Origin of the sequence: Streptomyces sp. NPDC005374, assembly GCF_042872225.1 — a bacterium.
GTDB lineage: Bacteria > Actinomycetota > Actinomycetes > Streptomycetales > Streptomycetaceae > Streptomyces.
This window is the reverse complement of sequence record NZ_JBIAKA010000004.1, coordinates 531,093-550,604: the sequence shown is the minus strand read 5'-3', so window position 1 is coordinate 550,604 and position 19,512 is coordinate 531,093. Positions and strand designations below refer to the sequence as shown.

General features: G+C 70.2%; 16 protein-coding genes and 1 rRNA gene. 9 read left to right on the top strand and 8 right to left on the bottom strand.

Annotated features, from left to right (window positions below):
- A 16S ribosomal RNA gene (locus tag ACFYRX_RS13745) occupies positions 1–84 on the bottom strand; the annotation flags it as partial.
- Between the two features lie 558 nt (positions 85–642).
- Between ACFYRX_RS13745 and ACFYRX_RS13740 the strand changes: the two genes are divergently transcribed.
- Positions 643–1,092 carry a PTS glucose transporter subunit IIA gene (locus tag ACFYRX_RS13740; RefSeq protein ID WP_389099073.1) on the top strand — a complete coding sequence of 150 codons (450 nt, stop codon included), beginning with the start codon at positions 643–645 and terminating at the stop codon, positions 1,090–1,092.
- Between the two features lie 84 nt (positions 1,093–1,176).
- On the top strand, positions 1,177–2,847 hold the full coding sequence (ptsP, locus tag ACFYRX_RS13735; protein ID WP_389099072.1) for a phosphoenolpyruvate--protein phosphotransferase: 1,671 nt from the start codon (positions 1,177–1,179) through the stop codon (positions 2,845–2,847).
- A gap of 71 nt (positions 2,848–2,918) precedes the next feature.
- Here the strand turns inward: ptsP and ACFYRX_RS13730 are convergent, their stop codons facing one another.
- Both ACFYRX_RS13730 and ACFYRX_RS13725 read right to left on the bottom strand, forming a co-directional pair.
- The gene (locus tag ACFYRX_RS13730) at positions 2,919–3,812 is read right to left on the bottom strand and encodes a hypothetical protein (protein WP_389099071.1); all 894 of its coding nucleotides are present in this window, start codon (positions 3,810–3,812) and stop codon (positions 2,919–2,921) included.
- Between the two features lie 22 nt (positions 3,813–3,834).
- Positions 3,835–5,043 (bottom strand): MFS transporter, encoded by a 1,209-nt coding sequence (locus tag ACFYRX_RS13725; RefSeq protein WP_389099070.1) that lies wholly within the window; start codon positions 5,041–5,043, stop codon positions 3,835–3,837.
- Between the two features lie 119 nt (positions 5,044–5,162).
- On the opposite strand from ACFYRX_RS13725, the gene ACFYRX_RS13720 reads away from it, so the two are divergent.
- Positions 5,163–6,482, top strand: a complete 1,320-nt coding sequence (locus tag ACFYRX_RS13720) for an aminotransferase class I/II-fold pyridoxal phosphate-dependent enzyme (RefSeq protein WP_389099068.1) — start codon at positions 5,163–5,165, stop codon at positions 6,480–6,482.
- Positions 6,483–6,492: 10 nt separating this feature from the next.
- Here ACFYRX_RS13720 and ACFYRX_RS13715 read toward each other — a convergent pair whose 3' ends face one another.
- Complete coding sequence (locus ACFYRX_RS13715; RefSeq protein ID WP_389099066.1) at positions 6,493–8,460, bottom strand: acetoacetate--CoA ligase; 1,968 nt, start codon at positions 8,458–8,460, stop codon at positions 6,493–6,495.
- A gap of 214 nt (positions 8,461–8,674) precedes the next feature.
- Between ACFYRX_RS13715 and ACFYRX_RS13710 the strand changes: the two genes are divergently transcribed.
- A complete protein-coding gene (locus tag ACFYRX_RS13710) occupies positions 8,675–11,041 on the top strand; it encodes a glycoside hydrolase family 31 protein (RefSeq protein WP_389099064.1) in 2,367 nt (788 codons plus the stop codon).
- Positions 11,042–11,044: 3 nt separating this feature from the next.
- On the opposite strand, the gene ACFYRX_RS13705 is transcribed toward ACFYRX_RS13710, so the two are convergent.
- The gene (locus ACFYRX_RS13705) at positions 11,045–11,581 is read right to left on the bottom strand and encodes an NUDIX domain-containing protein (protein WP_389099062.1); all 537 of its coding nucleotides are present in this window, start codon (positions 11,579–11,581) and stop codon (positions 11,045–11,047) included.
- Positions 11,582–11,716: 135 nt separating this feature from the next.
- Here ACFYRX_RS13705 and ACFYRX_RS13700 point away from each other — a divergent pair, with 135 nt between their 5' ends.
- The 5 genes from ACFYRX_RS13700 to glpK all read left to right on the top strand — a co-directional run bounded on the left by ACFYRX_RS13700 (position 11,717) and on the right by glpK (position 17,787).
- Positions 11,717–12,142, top strand: coding sequence for a Zn-ribbon domain-containing OB-fold protein (locus ACFYRX_RS13700; RefSeq protein WP_389099112.1), 426 nt, complete (start codon positions 11,717–11,719; stop codon positions 12,140–12,142).
- Complete coding sequence (locus tag ACFYRX_RS13695) at positions 12,139–13,329, top strand: lipid-transfer protein (protein WP_389099111.1); 1,191 nt, start codon at positions 12,139–12,141, stop codon at positions 13,327–13,329. The genes ACFYRX_RS13700 and ACFYRX_RS13695 overlap by 4 nt, the downstream gene beginning before the upstream one ends.
- Before the next feature lie 104 nt (positions 13,330–13,433).
- Positions 13,434–15,086: an EAL domain-containing protein gene (locus ACFYRX_RS13690; protein WP_389099060.1), complete on the top strand. Its 1,653-nt coding sequence runs from the start codon at positions 13,434–13,436 to the stop codon at positions 15,084–15,086.
- Between the two features lie 381 nt (positions 15,087–15,467).
- Entirely contained in the window at positions 15,468–16,193 is a 726-nt protein-coding gene (locus ACFYRX_RS13685; RefSeq protein WP_389099058.1) for an MIP/aquaporin family protein, read from the top strand.
- 82 nt (positions 16,194–16,275) lie between these two features.
- Positions 16,276–17,787, top strand: a complete 1,512-nt coding sequence (gene glpK / locus ACFYRX_RS13680) for a glycerol kinase GlpK (RefSeq protein ID WP_389099056.1) — start codon at positions 16,276–16,278, stop codon at positions 17,785–17,787.
- Between the two features lie 71 nt (positions 17,788–17,858).
- Here the strand turns inward: glpK and ACFYRX_RS13675 are convergent, their stop codons facing one another.
- The 3 genes from ACFYRX_RS13675 to ACFYRX_RS13665 form a co-directional block, all read right to left on the bottom strand.
- Entirely contained in the window at positions 17,859–18,464 is a 606-nt protein-coding gene (locus ACFYRX_RS13675) for an ATP/GTP-binding protein (protein WP_389099055.1), read from the bottom strand.
- Positions 18,465–18,614: 150 nt separating this feature from the next.
- Positions 18,615–18,815 carry a hypothetical protein gene (locus ACFYRX_RS13670; protein WP_389099053.1) on the bottom strand — a complete coding sequence of 67 codons (201 nt, stop codon included), beginning with the start codon at positions 18,813–18,815 and terminating at the stop codon, positions 18,615–18,617.
- Positions 18,816–19,112: 297 nt separating this feature from the next.
- Positions 19,113–19,508, bottom strand: a complete 396-nt coding sequence (locus tag ACFYRX_RS13665; RefSeq protein WP_389099051.1) for a DUF742 domain-containing protein — start codon at positions 19,506–19,508, stop codon at positions 19,113–19,115.
- Between the last annotated feature and the right edge of the window lie 4 nt (positions 19,509–19,512).

Sequence of the window (19,512 nt, the reverse complement as noted above, 5' to 3'; positions counted from 1 at the left end):
CACCGAAGTGGTTCATCGTTCGACTTGCATGTGTTAAGCACGCCGCCAGCGTTCGTCCTGAGCCAGGATCAAACTCTCCGTGAATGTTTACCCGTAATCGGGTGCACACATCACGAGAGCGGAACAACCACCGGAATAAGGCGGTCGTTCACAGCGTCCTCGCTGTGTATTTTTTCAAAGGAACCTCATCCACGACCATGAAGGCCGGGGACGGGGTATCAACATATCTGGCGTTGATTTTTGGCACGCTGTTGAGTTCTCAAGGAACGGACGCTTCCTTTGTACTCACCCTCTCGGGCTTTCCTCCGGGCTCTTCCCTTCGTTGTTCCAAACTCTATCAGTGTTTTTCCGACCCTCTGACCACCGTTCTGCAAGCATGCAGAAGATGATCCCGAGTTAGGATCTGACAAGTTGGATGCTGCCAGGCCAGGACACTTGATCGCGTCGCTCGGCCTCAAGCAGGAGTACGACTGTACACGGGGCCGCGAAGAGGGTGCAAATCCATGGGGCTGGTGGTCTAGACCACTTAGCGGTATCTTCCATGCGGAACCCGTACTTCATCTGACATACGCTGCTCGAAAGCGCCGTCCGAGCCAGGCAGTGACGGCACATACACGCAGCTCCACCCCTGGGAGGCTTCCCATGACCACCGTGACGTCCCCTCTTGCAGGACGCGCCATCGGATTGGCCGCCGTGCCGGATCCGGTCTTCTCCGGAGCCATGGTCGGCCCGGGTACCGCGATCGATCCTGTGCGTGAACCGTCCGAGGCCGTCGCGCCCGTGGACGGAGTGATCGTCTCTCTGCACCCGCACGCGTTCGTCGTCGTGGACGAAGAAGGGCACGGCGTGCTCGTCCACCTCGGCATCGACACCGTGCAGTTGAACGGCGAAGGGTTCGAGCTGCTGGTGAACAAGGGCGACACCGTCACACGCGGGCAGTCTGTCGTGCGCTGGGACCCGGCCGCCGTCGAGGCCGCCGGCAAGTCCGCGGTGTGCCCGGTCGTCGCACTGGAGGCCACGGCCGAGGCTCTCTCCGAACTCCGTGACGACGGCGACGTGAAGTCCGGCGACAGCCTCTTCCTCTGGACGTGACGTCAGTGTGCCGTCATGCACGGCACTGGCGGGATGACAACCACCGCGGCGGCGGGACCCGCCGCACTATCGGAGACGGGTGAGATGGAGACAACGCTGCGAGGCGTCGGCGTGAGCCACGGTGTGGCGATCGGCGAGGTTCGGCACATGGGAACGGCGGTGCTGGAGCCGCCTGCCAAGCAGATTCCGGCAGAGGACGCGGAGCGTGAACAGGGGCGCGCTCGCAAGGCTGTGGAGGCCGTCGCCGCCGACCTTATGGCGCGCGGCAATCTCGCGGGCGGTGAGGCCCAGGCGGTGCTCGAGGCACAGGCCATGATGGCGCAGGATCCCGAGCTGATGACCGACGTGGACCGACGTATCGCCGTCGGCAGCACGGCTGAGCGTGCCGTGTATGACGCGTTCGCGGCGTACCGCGAGCTGCTGGCCGGCGCCGGGGAGTACCTCGCGGGACGCGTCGCCGACCTCGACGACGTGCGGAATCGTATTGTCGCCCGTCTGTTGGGCGTGCCCATGCCGGGTGTTCCGGACAGTGACGAGCCGTATGTTCTGGTGGCGCGTGATCTGGCGCCCGCCGACACCGCTCTGCTGGATCCGACACTGGTGCTGGGCTTCGTGACCGAGGAGGGCGGTCCGACGAGCCACAGTGCGATTCTTGCGCGCGCGCTCGGTGTGCCGGCCGTCGTGGCGCTGCCCGGTGCCGGTGAGCTCACCGAGGGCACGGTGATCGCTGTCGACGGCAGCACCGGCGACATCTTCGTCAACCCGAGCGACGAGAAGCGGGCCGAGTTGGAGGCCGCGGCCGCCAAGCGGAAGGCCGCGCTCGCCGCGTCGACCGGTCCGGGTGCCACCGCCGACGGCCACAAGGTGCCGCTGCTTGCCAACGTCGGCGGTCCCGCGGACGTGCCTGCCGCGGTCGAGGCCGGGGCCGAAGGCGTCGGTCTCTTCCGTACCGAGTTCCTCTTCCTCGACGACAGCAAGAACGCGCCGACCGAGGAGAAGCAGGTCGACGCCTACCGGCAGGTGCTGGAGGCGTTCCCGGAGGGGCGTGTCGTCGTTCGTGTGCTGGACGCGGGTGCGGACAAACCGCTGGAGTTCCTGACGCCGTCAGACGAGCCGAACCCGGCTCTCGGTGTGCGCGGACTGCGGACGCTGCTGGACCACCCGGAGGTGCTGCGCACACAGCTGACGGCGCTCTCCAAGGCCGTCGAGGGGCTGCCGGTCTACCTCGAGGTCATGGCCCCGATGGTGGCGGACCGTGCCGATGCCAAGGCGTTCGCCGACGCATGTCGTGCGGCGGGGCTGCGAGCGAAGTTCGGCGCGATGGTGGAGATCCCCTCGGCCGCGCTGCGGGCACGGTCGATTCTGCAAGAGGTCGAGTTCCTGTCGCTGGGGACCAATGACCTTGCTCAGTACACCTTCGCCGCCGACCGTCAGGTGGGTGCGGTGTCCCGGCTTCAGGATCCGTGGCAGCCGGCGCTGCTCGACCTCGTCGCGATGTCCGCCGAGGCGGCGAAGGCCGAGGGCAAGAGCTGTGGTGTCTGCGGCGAGGCCGCTTCCGACCCCCTGCTCGCCTGCGTATTGACCGGTCTCGGGGTCACCTCTCTTTCCATGGGTTCCGCTTCCATTCCTTATGTCCGGGCGACCCTGGCGAAGTACACCCTGGCGCAGTGCGAGCGGGCGGCCGCGGCCGCCCGGGCGGCCGACAGCGCCGAGGAGGCACGCGACGCGGCTCAGGCGGTGCTGTCCGGCGAGTAGCCGGACGGCACCGATTGATCCGCTGTTCCTGGAGGGCGCCTCACCTTGTGGGTGGGGCGCCCTCCACGTGTTCAGTGACTGTGGCGCGTCGTCTGTCCCTCCGGTCCGAGGTCGGGTGGCACGCAGTAGTCGACGCCCGATTCCGGGGAGATCAGGTCGCCGGAGTCGATGTCGGTGCAGTAGGCGTCGAAGACTTCTCCGGCTGTGAGGGGTTCGAGGCCGTCACCGCGCAGGCGCCAGCCGTAGATGCGGTCGGTCGTTCCCTGGGCAGAGGTGCGCATGACGAGTCCGCCGGGGCTCTCGGTGGCCATGCCGAGTGCGAGGACGGTGGTGAACTCGAGGGCCTCGGTCTCGTCGAGTTGTACTGCTCCTTGGGTGTCCTCGTCGGAGTGGAGGACCGCGACGAGGGTCTCGGGAGTGCTGGTGACGCTGCACACTAGATGGTGGGTGCCGGGCTGGGCCGTGTCGAGGATCCGGACGAGCAGGTGCGAGGCCCGGGCGAAGGCCGCACGGCCGATGTCCTCCCCGCAGGAGGCGCAGGCACCGAGGCGGGCAAGGAGTGTCGTCGCGTACTCCCAGGTGGCCTGGCGGACGGCCTCGTCCACGAGGGCCGGTACCAGGTCGGTCAGGGGCTGGCCCTCGTACGGGAGCGCCGGTCCGGTGGTGGCGAGTTCCGCCGTGAAGCGTGTGCGACTCGACGGGATGTCGGGGTTGAGGCCCGCCTCCTCGCAGAACTCGGCGTACTCCTGGGGGTCGAAGAGGGCCACGGTCGTGTGGCCGCCCTGTGAGGCGCGGGTCCTGAGGAGGTCTTCGACCTGTTTCAGGTAGGTCGCGTGGTCGGCGAAGGTGAAGCTGCGGTAGCGCCGCATGGCGCGGAAGTCGTGTTCGTCGGTGAGCAGGCCGATGGTGCCGGCGATTTCGCGGCGCAGGACGCGTCGCATCGTCTGGTGGTCGGTGTGCGCCATGTTTCCCCCTGAACGCAGTCGATCAATGCTCACTCACAGTAACCGGCGCCACTGACATCGGGGTCCGGCTGAGGCGTCCTCGGACCAGGCGGTGCTGGACTGCGCAGGTCAGAGCGATAAGGGTGCCGAAGACGAGCCATCCTGCCGGGCCGTTGGCGATGGCCGCGGTGACCGCGAGTGGTCCGAAGCTGCGCTGCACGGACTGGGCCAGGCCGTGGACCCCGAGATAGGCGCCCTGCGCGGTGTCCGGGGCCAGGGCCACGGAGAGTTCCCAGGAGACGGTGGCGTGGAGCATCTCGGCCGTGGTGAAGGCGGCCGCTGCGGCGGTCAGGAGCAATGTGGCGGTGACGGCTCCGCCGGTTGCCGCCAGTGCCATGGAGACGCCGCCCAGGGCGAAGGCGACGGAGAGCGGGATGAGCAGGTTCCGGGCGGCCGCTGTGGTGGTGCCGAATCGGGCGAGCGGGATCTGCAGGGCTACGACCATGACGTTGTTGAGAACCATGAGGAGCGGTGCCAGGCCGTGCGGGGCGTTGCTCGCGTGTGCGATCCACAGGGGCAGGCCGACTTTGAACATGGCGTCGTCCAGGAAGAGAACGGCTTCGGTGCTGACGTACGCGAGGTAGGTGCGGTCGCGCCAGGGGTTGGCCGGTCTGGTCCTGGGCACCGCGTGCTTCGAGGTGGTGACGGTGCGGGAGGGGGCGTGTGGCTCGCCGCAGCGCAGGGTGAGGAGGGCGGAGGCAACGAAGGACAGTGCGTCGCCGGCGAGGAGCCACTGGTAGGCGGTGGTCGTGTCGACGGTCAGGGCCGCTGCGGCGGCGAGGCCGCCGATCGCCCAGCCCACGTTGGCGATGGTGCGGTGGAATGCCTGGTAGCGGATGCGGTCCGGCCCGGCCACTCGGGTGGCGTAGAGCTTGGTGAGAACGCTCGCGGCTCTGTCTCCGAGGCCGGCCACGGCCGAGGAGGCGACGAGCAGGGTGTAGTCGTGCGAGATGAGCAGGACACCGGAGGCGACGGCTCGCAGGAGTTGGACGACGAGAAGGACTCGGGTGAGCGGGAACCGGTCGGCGATCCTGCCGCCGAGCGGCGCACCGGCGATGCCGACGACGCCGGCGGCCGCGGCGAGTGTGCCGACCTGGGCGACGGAGAGCTCGGACACGTAGGTGAAGTAGAGGACGGAGACGGAGGCCCACAGTCCGCTGCCGATGCGATCGACGAGGGCGATGACGAGCATTCCGCGTCCGTCGCGTCCCCCTGGAACGCTTCTCGACCATGCTGCCGCGCGCCGTATCGGATGCACTGCTCCCCCTGTCTTCTTGCTTTTCATTTATGTACTGATACATACTGTGCAACGTGGCAACACAATATGCGATCATTGGTACGACGGCCAAGGGAATTGCCGCGTCCGTGGAGCGAGCCGTGGCGGACGGATCCTTGGCTCCTGGGGCCGCGCTGCCCTCGGTGCGGCGCCTGGCCGACGATCTGGCAGTGAGTCCGGGGACGGTCGCCACGGCGTACAAGGAGCTGCGGCAGCGCGGGATCGTGGTCACTCGGGGACGCGGCGGGACCGTGGTCGCACCGGCCCCGGCGGTGGCGTCACGGCGGCCGCCCAAAGTGCCGGACGGACTGCGGGACTTGGCGGGCGGTCACCCCGACCCAGGTCTGCTCCCCGGCCTTGTGCCGCCTTCACGGCTGTCACCCGGCGCTCGTTCGCACCGTTCGACGCCTCGGCTGGCCCGGCTCGAGGACGCCGTACGGGAGTGGCTGCGACCCGACGGGGTGCCGTTGGAGCACGTGACCTTCGCGCACGGGGCGCTCGATCTGGTCGGGCGGCTGCTCACCGTGGAGTTGCGGCCCGGTGATGCCGTCGCCATGGAGGATCCCGGGTACCACCATCTGCTCGATCTGGTCACGGCGTTGGGGCTGCGCGCGGTCCCCGTGGGCGTGGACGACGAGGGAGTGCGGCCTGAGGCTCTGGGTGAGGCGCTGCGGGCCGGTGCGCGGGCGTTCGTCTGCAGTCCGCGCGCGCAGAATCCGTACGGAGGCCGATTCTCCGTCGAGCGCCGGGACGCGCTGCTGTCCGTGCTCCTGGAGCACCCCGAGGTCCTGGTCGTGGAGAACGATCACGCGTCGGCTGTCGCCGGTGCTCCTCTGCGGACCCTCACGGGCGGCGGGCTGAAGCGCTGGGTGCACGTGCGGACGGTGAGCAAGTTCCTGGGGACGGACCTTCGGTGGGCGGCTGCCGCGTGCGATCCGATCACGTCGGCCCGACATGACGGGCGGTTGCTGCTGACCTCCGGCTGGGTCAGTCATCTGCTCCAGGAGACGGTGTACGGACTTCTCACCGACGAGGGCACGCGCGCGTTGGTCGCTCGTGCCGAGGAGACCTATGCGCTGCGCCGGAGCGCTCTGCTGCGGGAGTTCGCAGACCGGGGCACAGAGGCGTTCGGGGCGAGCGGGATGAACGTGTGGGTGCCCGTCGCTGACGAGTCGGCCGTGGTGAACGGGCTGCGGTCGTACGGCTGGTGGGTCGCGGCCGGGGCCCGGTTCCGGCTGTCGTCGGGTCCGGGTGTGCGGGTCACGGTCGCCGATCTCGAGCCGGCCGACGCGGCGCGGCTGGCCTCGGACCTCGCCGACGTGCTCGGGGAGTCCGAGGCCACCTACGGTGGTTGAGCCGCTGTCGTCAGGCGCGCTTGCGAGCCAGGTCCTCGTAGAAGTGGAGCAGGTCGAGGTTGTCGACGGAGCCCTGGTTGACCGCCTTGTCCAGGGGCGTGCCCTGGAGGAGCCGCTTCACGGGGACCTCGATGCGCTTCCCGGTGAGTGTGTGCGGGATGCCGGGCACCTCGATGACCTCGTCGGGGATGTGGCGTGGTGAGAGGTGTTCGCGGATGGTCCGTTTGATGCGGTCCAGAAGTGCCTGGTCGAGGACGGCTCCCGGGACGAGATGCACGAAGAGGGGCATCCAGTAGCCGCCGTCGGGCTGTTCGATGCCGATGACCAGGGATTCCTTGATCTCGGGGAGTCGCTCCACGGCCTCGTAGATGTCGGCCGAGCCCATCCGGACGCCCTGTCGGTTGAGCGTCGAGTCGGAACGGCCGTGGATGACGACCGAGCCACGTGCGGTGACGGTGATCCAGTCGCCGTGGCGCCACACGCCGGGATAGGTGTCGAAGTAACTGTCGTGGTAGCGGCTGCCGTCGGGGTCGTTCCAGAAGTGGATCGGCATCGACGGCATGGGGTTGGTGACGACGAGCTCGCCGACCTCGTCGGTCAGGGATTCGCCGCCAGGGCCCCAGGACTGCAGGTCGGTGCCGAGACCGGCCGCCTGGAGCTCACCGATGTACACGGGCAGGGTCGGTACGGCCCCCGCGAAGCAGGAGCACACGTCCGTGCCCCCGCTGACGGAGGCGATCCACAGGTCCTCGCGGACCTCGTCGTGGAGCCAGCGGAAGCCGTCGGGCGGGAGCGGTGAGCCGGTGGTGGCCACGCAGCACACCGTGGAGAGGTCGAAGTCGCGTCCTGGGTGCACGTCGGCCTTGCGGCAGGCCATGACGTACGCGGCCGAGGTGCCGTAGAAAGTGGCGCCCGTGCGTTCGGCGACCCGCCACTGGGCGCCGGTGTCGGGATAGCCGGGGCTGCCGTCGTACAGGACGACGGTCGTGCCCGTGAGGAGGCCGGAGACGAGGAAGTTCCACATCATCCAGCCTGTGGAGGTGTACCAGAAGAAGCGGTCCTCGGGGCCGAGGTCGCAGTGCAGGCCGAGCTGCTTGAGGTGCTCGACGAGGATGCCGCCCTGGGACTGGACGATGGCCTTGGGCAGGCCGGTCGTGCCGGAGGAGTAGAGCACCCACAGAGGGTGGGCGAAGGGCACCTGCTCGAAGACCGGCTCGGTGTCCGCGCTCGTCAGGGCCGACCACTCCAGGGCGCCTTCGGGAGCCTCGGTGCCCAGCAGCGGGATGTGGACGACGGCGCGCAGGGAGGGCAGTTCGCCGCGGAGTTCGGTCACCGTCTCCCGGCGGTCGTGCTCCTTGCCGCCGTAGCGGTACCCGTCGACGGTGAACAGGACCACCGGTTCGACCTGCTGGAAGCGGTCCAGGACGCTGCGGGCGCCGAAGTCGGGGGCGCAGGACGTCCAGACGGCACCCACGGCGGCGGTGGCGAGGAGGGCGACGACGGCTTCCGGGATGTTCGGCAGGTAGCCGCTGACGCGGTCTCCCGGCCGGACGCCGAGGGCTCGCAGCTCGGCGGCCAGGGAGCCGACCTGGCGGCGCAGCTCGGTCCAGGTCACCGGGCGGGGTTCATGGGTCTCGTCGACGTACAGCAGGGCCGGTTCGTCCGCGCGGGTCTCGGCCGCGCGCAGGGCGTGCTCGGCGTAGTTGAGGGTGGCGCCCGGGAACCATTCGGCACCCGGCATGGAGCGGTCGCCGAGTACGCGCGCGTAGGGCGTCGAGAACCGTACGTGGAACCATTGGGTGGCCGCTTCCCAGAACTTCTCCAGCTCGTCCACGGACCATCGGTGCAGGGCCGCGTAGCCTCCTTCGGCCGGGGCGCCGTGGTGCTCGGCCGCCCATGCCTGGAACCTGGTGACCTGGGACCGGGCGATGCGCTGCGGATCTGGCTGCCAGAGCGGCTGGGGGTTCACGGTCGACATGGGGCGGCTCCCGGACTGTGCGCGTCGTGTGCGTCACCCGCGCACGGGCAAGGGGTGTGCGCGTGACGCGGCTGACAGGGACGATGCCATGTGATCAACTTCAACGCCAGGGTGCGGCCCACATAGTCCGTGTCGTGAAGATGTGGTCCCGGCACGGGTGAACGGCAGTTGAACGGCACACGCGTGTGGGGCAGTGAGTGGCAGGGTGAGCAGCATGAACGGTCGTGACCTGGTGCGTTCGGTGAAGGCGGTTGGCTCGGCGGGGGCACCCCAGGGGTTGCGTACCGTACGGGCCGCGTGGCGCAGAAGGCGTACCGACGCCACCGGACTGCCGGCACGGGGGGCCGAGCGCGCGCGGGTGCCGGGCCCCGTGCAGAGCGTCGAGCCGGGGCCCGGCGGGGGCGTCGTACGGTTCAGCCGCTCCGAGCTGCGGATCACGGTCACGGTGAACGGGGTGGTGTTCTGGGGCTGGGACGGGGCCGGGCCCGAGCCGTCGTACGCCCTCGCGGGTCGTTGCCCGGAGCCTGATCCTCGCGCGGTCCTGGAGCCGGACAAGGACGGCGGCTGGCGGGTCGTGTCCGAGCGGGCGACGGTCGTCGTGTCGCGGCACGGCGCGGTCGAGGTGCGTACGCCCGGTGGGGTGACCCTGCGCCGGGATCTGCCGCCCCGGTGGTGGGAACCGGTGGAGGGCGGCGCGGCGCGGTGGATGCAGCGGTCGGAGGTGGCCGCCGACGCGCGGTTCTTCGGGCTGGGAGGACGGGCGTCGGGCCCGCGGCTGCGGGACGGAACGTATCGGTTGTGGAACACGGACCCCGGACGGGCGTTCGAGCCGGGCGACGACCCGCTGTACGTCACGATGCCCGTGCAGCTGGTGGTGGCCGACGCCGCCACCCATCTCGTCTTCCACGACACCTCGTGGGACGGCACCGTGACCCTGCGGGAGGGCGAGGAGGGCGCCGGTTCCGGGCACGACCGGGCGGGGACGTCCGAGTTGCGGATGGACGGCGGCCCGCTGCGCTGCTGGGTGATGGTGGGCACACCCGCGCGCGTGCTGCTCGCCTGGGCTTCGCTCACCGGTGCTCCCGCGCTGCCTCCGTCATGGGCACTCGGCCACCATCACGCGCGCCGGGGCTTCGGCAGCGAGCAGGAGGTGCGGCGGATCGTGGCCGGCTATCAGGAACGCGGTCTGCCGCTCGACTCCGTCCATCTGGACATCGACCACCACGACGAGCACCAGGTGTTCACGGTGGACCAGGAGCGCTTCCCCAAGCTGCCCCAACTGGCCGAGGAACTGCGGCGGGACGGGATCCGGCTGGTGTCGGTCGTCAACCCGGCGGTCGGGGCCGCACCGGGCAACGCCGTGTACGACAGCGGCACGGCCGAGGACGTCTTCGTGCGGGACGCGTCCGGGCGAATCGTGGAGGGGGTCGGGTGGGCCGGGGAGACGGTGTTCCCGGACTTCACGCACGCGCGTGTGCGTGCGTGGTGGGCCCGCCTCTACCAGGAGAGGCTCACGGCGGGGTTCGCGGGTTTCTGGCACGACATGAACGAGCCCACCTCCTTCACCGCCTTCGGGGAATCCACTCTGCCGCGCTCGGCCCGGCATGCCCTGGAGGGTCGGGGCGGTGACCACCAGGAGGCGCACAACGTCTACGCGCTGTGCATGGCCCGGGCCGGTTACGAGGGGCTGCGCGAACTGGTGCCCGATGAGCGGCCCTTCCTGTTCTCGCGCTCCGGATGGGCCGGCATGCAGCGCTACGGCGGCACCTGGTCCGGTGACGTGGCCACCGGCTGGCCCGGGCTGCGGGCCTCGCTGTCACTCGTCATGGGGCTCGGGCTGTGCGGAGTGCCCTACTCGGGGCCCGACGTGGGCGGCCACGACGGGAACCCCTCGCCCGAGCTCTATCTGCGCTGGTTCCAACTCGGCGCCCATCTGCCGCTGTTCCGCACACACGCGGGTCCGCGTGCGGGACGGCGGGAGCCGTGGGAGTTCGGCGCCGAGGTGCTGGAACACGCGCGCGTGGCGCTCGTGGAACGCCGTCGGCTGCTGCCGTACTTCATGACGCTCGCGCAGTTGGCCCGGCGTACCGGCGCGCCCTATGTACGGCCCCTGTGGTGGTCCGCGCCGGAGGATCGCGCGCTGCGGGACTGCGAGGACGCCTTCCTGCTGGGTGACTGTCTGCTCGTGGCACCGGTGCTCGATCCGGGCGGCGACCGGCGTGCGGTCCAGCTGCCGCGGGGCCGCTGGTACGACACGACCACGGAGCAGGCGTACGACGGGCCGGGGCAGGTGCTCGTCGACGCTCCGCTGTCGCGGATCCCGGTGCTCGCGCGCGCGGGTGCCGTCATCCCGGTGCGGGGGGACGACGGCGGTCTCGAGCTGGAGGTGTGGGCACCCGCCCAGGGGCGGAGCGGGGGCGGGCTGGTCGTGACCGAAGCGGGCGACGGGTGGGACGAACCGGAGATCGAACGCTATGTCGCCCGCTGGCAGGGCGGGAAAGTGGTCGTTCAGCTGGAGGGTGAGAACGGCGTGAGCAAGCCGTCCCACCCGGTGCGGCTGCGCGGGCTCGGAGCGCGCTGAGTCTCAGACGTAGCGGCCCTCGAACCAGGCCCGGACGGCCAGGGTGTGCAGCGGGAAGGCGAGTTCCTCCGGTCTGCGCAGGAGATGCCATCCCTCCGTCTCGTCCGTGGCGGCGGACGACGGGAGGCCGTCGGCAGGGCGCTCCGGGAGTGCCCCGAACAGCAGCAGATGCCCGTCGGACGAGCTCAGGGCGTCGACGAGCCGTACGTCGCGGCTCGCCGCCTCGATGCCGGTCTCTTCCCTGAGTTCACGGACCAGGGCGTGCCGCCAGTCCTCCCCGTCGTCGATGTAACCGCCGGGCAGTGCGATGCCCCCGCGCGCGGGGGCGATGGTTCGGGTGATGACGACCAGGGCGGCGCCCTGGGTGTCGTACACGGGCTGGAGTGCGACGGCGACCGGCAGGGGGTTGCGGTAGGCCACCGTGTCGCAGGCGGGACAAGTGCGGGGCCAGCCCGCTACGCCCTCTCCGTAGGGCGCTCCGCAGCTCGAACAGTGGGAGCCGCGCACGGAGTTGGGGATGGAGTGTTGAGTTTCGGACACGCGGCGGACTGTATCCGATCATCGGGAGTCCCGGTTCCGTCGGGCCCTCTGCCTCTTTGCCGCTGCGCGTGCAACACTTCTGACGTTCCGTCAGATCCGGTTCGGGGAGGGACTATGTCGCGTACGCGCACACCAGTGGTCGCCGGATGGTTCGCCGGCGACGGGGACGACTTCACTCTTCTCGGCACCCGCTGCTCCGACTGCGCCGCGGTCTTCTTCCCGCGCGAGGACGGCCATTGCCGCAACCCCGGATGCGCTGGTGGAGATCTGGCGGAGATTCCCCTTTCGCGAAGAGGCCGAGTCTGGTCCTACACCGACGGCCGGTACCGGCCTCCGTCACCGTATGTGAGCGATCCGGAACTTCCGTGGGAGCCCTGCACGTTGATCGCTGTGGAGCTGGCCGCCGAACGGATCGTGGTGCTGGGGCAGGCTGTTCCCGGGGTCACCGTCGCCGATCTGGCGGTGGGCGCGGAGGTGGAGGTCGTTCCCGGTGTGCTCCATGAGGACGGGCAGACGGTCTGGACGACATGGCGGTGGCGGCCGACGGGGGTGACGGCATGACGGGAGCGGTGGCGGTTCTTGGCGCCGGCATGCACCCCTGGGGCAAATGGGGCCGTGGCTTTGTCGAGTACGGGGTGGTGGCGGCCCGCGCGGCGCTGGCCGACGCGGGTCTGGAGTGGCGGGAGATCGGCTCGATCGTGGGCGCGGACACCGTGCGGGGCGGTTATCCGGGCTATGTGGCGGGGGCGACCTTCGCCAAGGCGCTGGGCTGGCAGGGGGCCCGCGTCACCAGCGTGTACGCGGCGTGCGCGTCCGGGGCGCAGGCGGTGGCGACCGCGCGGGCACAGATCCTCGCGGGTCTGGCCGACGTGGTGCTCGTGGTCGGTGCCGACTCTGCGCCGAAGGGTTTCTTCCGGCCCGCGGGCGGTGACCGGCCCGACGATCCGGACTGGCTGCGGTTCCGGGTTCTCGGGGCGACCAATCCCACGTACTTCGGGCTGTACGCGCGCAGGCGCATGGCCGTGCACGGGGATACGCCCGAGGACTTCGCTCAGGTCAAGGTGAAGAACGCGGCCATGGGCGTGCTGAATCCGTACGCGCGGTACCGCAGGCGGGTGACCGCGGAAGAGGTGGGGACCTCCGCCGTGGTGGCCGATCCCCTGCGGCTGCTCGACATCTGCGCGACCTCGGACGGTGGGGCGGCGCTGGTGCTCTCCAGCATGGAGTTCGCACGCCGGCGGGGCGTGGCCGATCCCGTGCGGATCAGCGCGGTGTCGACGGTGACACCGACCTATCCGAACACGGTGCTGGACCTGCCGGACATCGCGACGGACTCCGCCGCGGCGGCCGGGCCCACCGCCGAGACCTTCCGGGCGTCGATCGCGCACGCCGCCTACGAGGAGGCCGGAGTCGGGCCGGAGGACCTCTCGCTGGCCGAGGTGTACGACCTGTCCACCGCCCTGGAACTGCAGTGGTACGAGGATCTCGGGCTGTGCGGGGCGGGCGAGGGCGCGAAGCTGCTGCGTGAGGGGGCGACGGCGCCGGGCGGCCGCATACCCGTCAACACGAGCGGCGGCCTCGCCTCCTTCGGCGAGGCGGTCCCGGCTCAGGCGATCGCCCAGGTGTGCGAGCTCACTTGGCAGTTGCGGGGCGCCGCGGGTGACAGACAGGTCGAGCACGCGCGCGTGGGGATCACCGCGAACCAGGGGCTGTTCGGGCACGGGTCGGCGGTGATAGCCGTACGGTGATCACGGGAAAGGGATTTCCTCACGCTCCGTGAATACCTCGCGATTCTGCGTGAACGTCTCATGAACTGAACCTGGGCGTGCCCGAATGGCGCCACCATGCTGCCGTGCGCTCATGGACGGACACTCTCCGCTTCGCCTTCCAGCCGGTGGTCAACCCGGTCACGGGCGGGGTGGCGGGACTGGAGATACTCGCCCGTCCGGAGACCGGCGACATTCTGGCGGAGGCCCGGCGGGACCCCGAACTCGACGGTCGGCTGACCGTGTTGGCGGTGCGGGCGGCGGCCCGGACGCAGACAGTGCTGCCGCTGCACGTCAACGTGTTCGCGGGCACGCTCGCCGACCTCGGCGGGCTCACCCCGCTGCACCACGCGGTGCGTGAGGCGGGGCGGCTGCCGTGGGAGATCACGCTGGACGTGGGTCCGCCGTACACGCATGTGCCGCACCAGGCACTGCCGGAGGCGGTCGCGGAGTTGCGGGGGCAGGGCTTCCGGATCAGTGCGGACGGCATCGGGGACGGTGACGTACCGCTCAGGCTGCTTGTCGACATGTCGCCCGACCTCGTGAAGCTCGACGCGTCACTGCTGGTCCGGCCTTCGGCGGTTCGGGCGATGCGGACCCTGTGCGACGAACTCGGGGCGCTTCTCTGCGTCGAGGGCGTGGAGACCGAACTCCAGTACGCGGCCGCCCTGTCGGCCGGTGCGCAACTGGCACAGGGCGCGCTGTTCGCACCGCCGTCCCGGCTGCCCACGGCGGAGGTGTACATGCCGCCCCGCTCCCCCGCCGCCGCGACGCCCCCTCGGTCCGGACCGTCGGTACGGGAGTTCGTGCGCCCTGCCGCACTGCTGCCGGCCACCGCGTCGGCGGGGCAGGTACGGGCGCTGCTGACCGGGTCGCCCGATGTGTCCGGGGTGCTGCTGGTGGACCGGGACGGGGTGCCGTTCCGCTCGGTGCACCGGTCGCGTTTCCTCCTGTCGATGTCGGGGCGCTACGGACACGCCTTGTACGCCGACCGGCCCGCCGCCAAACTCGGTGATCCGCCACGGGTGGTCGGCATCGACGCCACCGCGTGGGAGGTCCTGGACGTGGTCGCGGTCGGGGGCGAGGACCGTACGTCGGACGACGTGGCCGTGGTCGACCGGTACGGCCGGTGCGTGGGGGTCGTACGGCTCGCGGATCTCGTACGGGCGCTGAGCGAGACCAGGGTGGAGGAGGCGGCCCGGCTCAATCCGCTGACCCGGCTGCCCGGTTCGGACGCGATCACGGCCGAGGTGGACCGGTGTGTCGCGGACGGGCGGACGTTCGCGCTGAGTTGGCTGGACGTCGACCACTTCAAGCAGGTCAACGACGGTGCAGGGTTCGCGGCGGGCGACGAGCTGATCCGATCGGTGGGGCGGGTGCTTCAGCACGCCGCGGCCGACGCCGTACGCGTGGGGCACATCGGCGGGGACGACTTCCTGGTGCTGGCGGATCCGGAGCAACTGGCTCCGCTGGCTGCCGCCGTTCTCGACGCTCCCTGGTCGGCGGGCGGGCGGCCCGTGACGCTCTCCCTGGCCACCGTGGTCTGCGTGCCGGGCAGTGTGGCCGACCACCGGGAGGCGGCGGCATGTCTGGCGCCGCTGAAGAAGGCCGCGAAGGCGCTCAGCGGGGCCAGTTGGGTCATCGGGCGGGCCGGCTCGCCCGGGCACGAGATCCGGCGCGGCACGGGGGCGGAGGCCGCTTCGACGGGGTATGCGGTGGCGGAGCCGGGGTGGGGTTGAGAGGGACGCCCGGGCACGGCAACGCTCGGCTCGGGCATGTTCCGGCTCGCCGCACGCCCGTGGAACGGGGACGCCGGGGCGGTCCGGGCAGCTCGCCCAACCGTTGTGGTCGGCTACCTTGACGCCCCCCGGGGCCCGGTGAACACTTCCGGTGTCAGTCGACATCGCCGTACATTCTCGGCGCATCCAGGCACCACGCGGCGCGGGCCCCCACGAGTCCAGGCCCATACCCCCACGGGCGATTCGGCTGCGACGGCACGCTCGTCGCGGACGCCGGGCGGGGCGCGGGATCTCCCTGCCCTCGGCAGTTCGCCAAGGGAACCGCAACCCTGCACGGAGCGCCGGGGCGGGAACGTCTCGGGCCAGGGCCTAGGAGCCGCCATGAGCAACGGAGACGTATTCCTCGGTGAGGTCATCGGTACGGCGATTCTGATCCTCTTCGGCGCCGGTGTGGTCGCCGCCGTCGTACTCAACCACTCCAAGGCGAAGGACGCCGGCTGGGTCGTCATCGCGTTCGGCTGGGGCTTCGGCGTGCTGGCGGGGGCGTACACCGCCGCCCCGCTGTCCGGCGGGCATCTCAACCCCGCCGTGACCATCGGGATCGCCGTCGACACCGGGGACTGGGACCAGGTTCCCGTGTACATCGCCGGGCAGATGGTCGGTGCCGTGCTCGGAGCGGTGCTGTGCTGGCTGGTCTACTACGCGCAGTTCCAGGCCAACGCCGAGGAGGAGCTCGCGCAGCCCACGCTCGGGATCTTCTCCACCGCGCCCGCGATCCGCAATCCCGTGGCGAACCTGATCACGGAGATCATCGCGACGGTCGGTTTGGTCCTGCCGATCCTGGCCTTCGGCCTGACCAAGGGACTCGGCGAGTCCGGTACCGCGGTCCTCGTCGTCGCCTTCCTGGTGGTCGGTATCGGTCTGTCGCTCGGCGGGCCCACCGGATACGCCATCAACCCCGCCCGTGACCTCGGCCCGCGCATCGTGCACACCCTGCTGCCGATTCCCAACAAGGGCACCTCGGACTGGGGTTACGCGTGGATCCCGGTGGTAGGACCGCTGATCGGCGGGGCGCTGTCCGGGGTCATCTTCAACGCGGCCTTCTGAAACGCGCCTTCTGCAACACCGCCTCCCGAAACACCGCCCTCGTGAAAGACAGCCTTGTGCAGGAACTGACGAAGGGGACGTCATGACGGACAAGTTCGTCGCCGCCATCGACCAGGGCACTACTTCCAGCCGCTGCATCATCTTCAACCAGGACGGCGCGATCGTGGCCGTCGACCAGCGCGAGCACCGCCAGATCTTCCCCAAGCCCGGCTGGGTGGAGCACGACGCCACCGAGATCTGGTCCAAGGTGCAGGCCGTGGTCGCCGGGGCGATCGCCAAGGCGGGGCTGCGTGCCGACCAGCTCAGCGCGCTGGGCATCACCAACCAGCGTGAGACGACGGTCCTGTGGGACCGGGCCACGGGCAAGCCAGTACACAACGCGATCGTGTGGCAGGACACCCGCACCGCGGCCCTGACCAGTCAACTCGGCGGCTCGGACGGGCAGGACCGCTTCCGCGAGCAGACGGGTCTGCCGCTGGCCACCTACTTCTCGGGACCGAAGGCAGCCTGGCTGCTGGACAACGTGCCGGGTCTGCGCGCGCGTGCCGAGAACGGCGAGATCGCGTTCGGCACCGTCGACTCCTGGCTGATCTGGAACCTCACCGGCGGCACGGACGGCGGACGGCACGTCACGGACGTGACGAACGCCGGACGGACCATGTTGATGAACCTCGAGACCCTCCAGTGGGACCAGTCCATCCTGGACGCGATGAACGTGCCGGACGCCGTGCTGCCCGGGATCCGGTCGTCCGCCGAGGTCTACGGCACCGCGGTCGGCCAACTCGCGGGTGTGCCGGTGGCGTCGGCGCTGGGTGACCAGCAGGCCGCGGTGTTCGGGCAGGCCTGCTACGACGTGGGCACGGCGAAGAACACGTACGGCACGGGCTCCTTCCTGCTGCTCAACACGGGCAGCCGGCCGGTCCCGTCGAAGAACGGGCTGCTGACGACGATGGGCTACAAGATCGGCACCGAGGCGCCGGTCTACTGTCTGGAGGGCTCGATCGCCATCACGGGCGCCCTGGTCCAATGGTTCCGCGACCAGCTCGGCATCATCCGTGACGCCGACGAGATCGAACCCCTGGCGGCGAGTGTCGACGACAATGGCGGCGCGTACATCGTGCCCGCCTTCTCCGGTCTGTTCGCGCCCTATTGGCGCTCCGACGCCCGCGGAGTCGTCACGGGTCTCACGCGGTACGTCACCAAGGCGCACCTCGCGCGCGCCGTGCTGGAGGCGACGAGCTGGCAGACCCGTGAGGTCGTGGACGCGATGTACCAGGACTCCGGCGTGCACATCACCACGCTGAAGGTGGACGGCGGCATGACGAAGAACAACCTGCTCATGCAGCACCAGGCGGATGTGCTGGACGTTCCGGTGGTCCGGCCGAAGGTCTCCGAGACCACGTGCCTGGGCGCCGCCTACGCGGCCGGGCTCGCCACAGGCGTGTGGAACGACCTCGACCAGTTGAAGTCGCACTGGCAGAAGGACGTCGAGTGGACGCCGAACATGGAGGCGTCCGTCCGGGACCGCCAGTACCACAACTGGCGCAAGGCCGTGGAGAAGAGCTTCGGCTGGGAGGAGGACGGCGAGAACTAGGCACGCGCGCGTGGTGCCGTCGGACCGCTGCCCGTACCCCTGTCGGCGGGGGTACGGGCAGCACCCGTGCCTCAGGTGATGACGGCCTGGCGGCGCCTCGCCGAGTACGCCATCGCGTGCTGGACGACTCCGACGAGGACGTCCTTCACCGACTGCTTGTCGCGGGCGTCGCACAGCAGGATCGGGACGTCGCCGTCCAGATCGAGGGCCTGGCGTACGTCCTCCTCCGGGTAACGGACCGCGCCCTCGAAGCAGTTGACGCCCACGACGAAGGGTATGGAGCGCCGCTCGAAGTAGTCGACGGCGGCGAAGCAGTCCTCCAGGCGACGGGTGTCGGCGAGCACCACGGCTCCGAGGGCACCCTCGGACAACTCGTCCCACATGAACCAGAACCGCTCCTGACCGGGTGTGCCGAACAGGTACAGCACCAGGTCCTCGCGCAGGGTGATTCGCCCGAAGTCCATGGCGACGGTGGTGGTGCGCTTGCTCTCCACACCGCTGATGTCGTCGACCGGGCGGCCCGCCTCGGTCAGCAGTTCCTCGGTGCGCAGCGGCCTGATCTCGCTGACCGCGCCCACCAGCGTGGTCTTGCCCACGCCGAAGCCGCCGGCCACCAGGATCTTGAGCGTGACGGGCTCGACCGGGGGCTTGCCGCGCTCAGATCGCCCGAAGATCATTGGTCTCTTCTCCTGCTTGCTGGGGGTGTGGAGTGGACGGCGGCCACAGCATCCGCCGTCGGGGGCTCGATGGCGAGTGCGTCGCGTGGGTCGACGTCCGCGGCACCCGGTGCACCGGGCTCGCCGCCCGCCATGCCGTACGGGGGCACCCTACGGTGCCTGGACGCAACCCGAACTCGTCGCGCCGGGGGCGGCCGGTTCGGGCACCGGCCCGACGACGCCGGGCGGGCGCGGACAGTCGCCGTGAAGCCGGGTGTCGTCGTCGGCCAGGAGCCGGAACACGTACAGGACCGCCGAGTTGACCACCGTGAGGGGAGCGTCGGCGCGAGAGGCGGCCTCATCGGTTCGCACAGGCGGCCGTCCGGGCGTCGCTCGACGATGTCGGCGAGGGTGCCGCCCGGGTCGACCGGGAACTGCCGGCCTGTCGTCACGTCCGTCTCCCCGATCGCACTGCTCGGCACCGTGTCCGCGGGCCGGTGGCCGGCCGTCCGCGGATGGTCGTCGACGATTCGTCAGATCATATCGGCAGGGTGTGCGGGCGCCCGCCACGGAACGGTGGGCGCTCCCGCCGTGCGCGTACGGCCCTTCTCGACTGTTCTCCGATGTCAGGCCACCGTGGTGAACGGACCGGGTCGGCGGGAGGGTTGGTCACAGGGCCCTGAGGCCGTTGATCACGTCGCGCAGAATGCTTTCGTCGGGGAGTTCGGCGGGCGGCACCGGCCGGTTCACATGGACCCACTCCGAGTTGACGAGGTCGCCTATGAGGACGCGTATCACCCCGATGGGCAGGTCGAGTTCGGAGGACAGTTCGGCGACCGACTGCGGGGTCTCCCGGCACAGGTCGACGATGTCCACGTGCTCGGGGGACAGCGAGTGGTCCCCTTCGGGGTCGTCCGTGTCCGGTTCGGCGACGACGACCGCGATGAGGTCGAGGCGGTGCTGGCCGGTACTCGTGGTGCGGCCGCGCGTCATGGCGTAGGGCCGGACCACCGGTCCGGCCTCGTCGTCGAACCAGTGGCTTCTTCCCTGACCTTCTGTGCTCATGCCA